The sequence below is a fragment of the Oleiphilus sp. HI0080 genome (assembly GCF_001635135.1).
The window spans coordinates 1-513 of the sequence record NZ_LWFU01000979.1 but is presented as its reverse complement, the minus strand read 5'-3'; the positions used below and the strand labels follow the sequence as shown (position 1 = coordinate 513).

1 protein-coding gene is annotated in these 513 nt (G+C 48.3%); it reads right to left on the bottom strand.

Features of this window, described 5'->3' with window-relative positions:
• Positions 1-513: multiheme c-type cytochrome (locus A3751_RS18765; protein ID WP_304439056.1), on the bottom strand; the 513-nt coding region annotated here is incomplete at both ends.

Here is a 513-nt window from a genome sequence, read left to right as displayed (position 1 = left end):
GTCTCGAATGACATCCACCACATGCGTTTACCTGAGCTTGAGAAGGTGTCCCGAAAGGAACAGCAATATCACGATCATCGGTAAATCTGAACTGCGACGTCGGAGCCAAACTCATATCAAATCCGCCAAACTGCGCACTTGGCAGTCCGTTTTTTTGAGCAAGACGAACATGCTCGCTCCCTTTCCCATGACATGCTTCACACGCAACGTTTAACTCAGAAAACGTAGTGTTAAACGTGTTCGTCTGAGTGGAGTAACCTCGTTCGACACCCGTCGAGTGACAATCTGAACAACGTGAGTTCCAATTTTGAGTGTGACGTGACCAGTGGAATGGGCTGTCAGGTCCGGTATTTTCATCTGGAAGTAATTTGTACCAGCGTTGCCCACCGTCTTCTTTTGAACGCGCATCCCAAGCCACATCGTAGGCCTGATAGCGACCACCGTCAGTCTTTATCAAATATTGCTGAAGAGGAAAAATCCCGAACGTGTAGGCAACCTCAAACGACACCTGAA